The sequence below is a fragment of the Streptococcus sp. UBA3373 genome (assembly GCF_002360305.1).
Classification (GTDB): domain Bacteria; phylum Bacillota; class Bacilli; order Lactobacillales; family Streptococcaceae; genus Streptococcus; species Streptococcus alactolyticus.
This window is the reverse complement of sequence record NZ_DEQF01000011.1, coordinates 79,730-81,802: the sequence shown is the minus strand read 5'-3', so window position 1 is coordinate 81,802 and position 2,073 is coordinate 79,730. Positions and strand designations below refer to the sequence as shown.

At 38.7% G+C, this 2,073-nt stretch carries 3 protein-coding genes; all 3 read left to right on the top strand.

Features of this window, described 5'->3' with window-relative positions; genetic code table 11:
• The first annotated feature begins 157 nt into the window (after window positions 1–157).
• The 3 genes from ybeY to era are packed head-to-tail and all read left to right on the top strand — an operon-like array spanning window position 158 to window position 2,007.
• Window positions 158–652: an rRNA maturation RNase YbeY gene (gene ybeY, locus B3R79_RS02035; protein ID WP_168260478.1), complete on the top strand. Its 495-nt coding sequence runs from the start codon at window positions 158–160 to the stop codon at window positions 650–652.
• Window positions 636–1,064 (top strand): diacylglycerol kinase family protein, encoded by a 429-nt coding sequence (locus tag B3R79_RS02030; protein ID WP_154455431.1) that lies wholly within the window; start codon window positions 636–638, stop codon window positions 1,062–1,064. Before ybeY ends, B3R79_RS02030 begins: the two co-directional genes overlap by 17 nt.
• Before the next feature lie 46 nt (window positions 1,065–1,110).
• Window positions 1,111–2,007, top strand: a complete 897-nt coding sequence (gene era / locus B3R79_RS02025; RefSeq protein WP_293693493.1) for a GTPase Era — start codon at window positions 1,111–1,113, stop codon at window positions 2,005–2,007.
• Window positions 2,008–2,073 lie beyond the last annotated feature (66 nt).

Below are 2,073 nucleotides of genomic sequence, written 5' to 3'. Positions count from 1 at the left end.
CCAAAGAGGTAGATACGACAGATAACTAATTGCTTAACCAAAGACTTCTTGTTTTCCAAGAAGTCTTTTAAAATGGGGAATTGGGACATAAAATAGCACTCCAACACTTATTGTGGTATAATATTATTGACAAGAATACAGTTGAAAGAAGAATATTATGTACGTTGAAATGATAGATGAAACTGGTCAAGTTTCAGAAGCCATCAAGAAACAAACGCTTGATTTATTGGAGTTTGCTGCTGAAAAGACAGGTAAAGAAAACAAGGAAATGTCTGTGACTTTTGTGACAAATGAACGCAGTCACGAATTGAACTTGAAGTATCGTCATACAGATCGTCCAACGGATGTGATTAGCTTGGAGTACAAGCCAGACTCAGGTCTGTCATTTTCAGAAGAAGATTTGAAAGACAATCCTGAATTGGTCGAAATGCTCGACGAATTTGATGCTTATATTGGAGAGTTGTTCATTTCAGTGGATAAGGCGCGTGAGCAAGCCGAAGAATATGGTCACTCTTTTGAACGTGAAATGGGATTTCTTGCGGTTCATGGTTTCTTACACATCAATGGTTACGATCATTACACACCAGAAGAAGAAAAAGAAATGTTTACGTTACAGGAAGAAATTTTAACCGCCTATGGACTCAAGAGATAAGCATTCCCCAAAGAAGTGGAAGAACCGTACCCTAGTATCAAGTTTAGAATTTGCGATTACTGGGATTATTACCGCGTTAAAAGAAGAGCGCAATATGCGCAAACACATGTTTTCAGCGATTTTAGCCTGCATGGCAGGTGCGATTTTTCGTATTTCAGCTGTCGAGTGGCTCTTTTTGCTGTTGGTCATATTTTTAGTGATTACGCTTGAAGTCGTTAATTCGGCTATTGAAAATGTTGTGGATTTAGCCAGCAACTACCATTTTTCCATGTTAGCGAAAAATGCTAAGGACATGGCTGCTGGTGCTGTTTTATTGATGTCAGGATATGCAGTGATTACGGGCTTGATTATCTTTGTCCCAAAGCTGCTAAAATTCTTTGAACTTATCCTTAGTGATAAGAGCTTATGGTAGATGATGGAAAGGAGTAGGACGTTGTGAGATGCGTCCTTATTATCTTATGTTTAAATCAGGTTTTGTTGCTATTTTAGGTCGTCCAAATGTTGGAAAATCAACCTTTTTAAATCGTGTAATGGGTCAAAAAATTGCGATTATGAGTAATAAAGCTCAAACAACGCGTAATAAAATCATGGGGATTTACACGACAGAAACAGAGCAAATCGTCTTTATCGACACACCAGGTATTCACAAACCTAAGACGGCTCTAGGCGATTTTATGGTGGAATCAGCTTATAGTACCTTGCGCGAAGTGGATACGGTACTCTTTATGGTGCCTGCCGATGAAAAACGTGGTAAGGGCGATGACATGATTATCGCGCGTTTGAAAGAAGCTAAGGTGCCTGTTATCTTGGTTATCAACAAAATTGACAAGGTTCATCCTGACCAATTGTTGGAGCAAATCGATGATTTCCGTGACCAAATGGATTTCAAAGAAATTATCCCAATTTCAGCCCTTCAAGGTAACAATGTGGATAGATTGTTGACTGTCTTGACTGAGAATTTGGAAGAAGGTTTCCAATATTTCCCAGAGGACCAAATAACTGACCACCCTGAACGTTTCTTGGTATCTGAAATGATTCGTGAAAAAATCTTGACCCTCACTGAACAAGAAGTGCCACACTCAGTTGCTGTTGTGGTGGATTCGATGAAACGCGACCCTGAAACGAATAAAATTCACATTCAAGCAACTATCATGGTAGAACGAAACAGCCAAAAAGGCATTATTATCGGGAAACATGGTGCCATGTTGAAAAAAATTGGTACTTTAGCTCGCCGTGATATTGAAATCATGCTCGGTGATAAGGTTTATCTTGAAACATGGGTTAAAGTCAAGAAAAATTGGCGTGATAAAAAACTAGATTTGGCGGACTTTGGCTATAACGAAAAAGAATACTAAAAGAGATAGCTTTTGCTAAACTCTGAGATCTTACAGAAAGGAAAATCAAGCAGTCTAAAGGTTTAG

Coding starts and splice junctions, on each gene's coding strand:
- era (WP_293693493.1), top strand. CDS start 1,111: ATGTTTAAATCAGGTTTTGTTGCTATTTTAGGTCGTCCAAATGTTGGA.
- B3R79_RS02030 (WP_154455431.1), top strand. CDS start 636: ATGGACTCAAGAGATAAGCATTCCCCAAAGAAGTGGAAGAACCGTACC.
- ybeY (WP_168260478.1), top strand. CDS start 158: ATGTACGTTGAAATGATAGATGAAACTGGTCAAGTTTCAGAAGCCATC.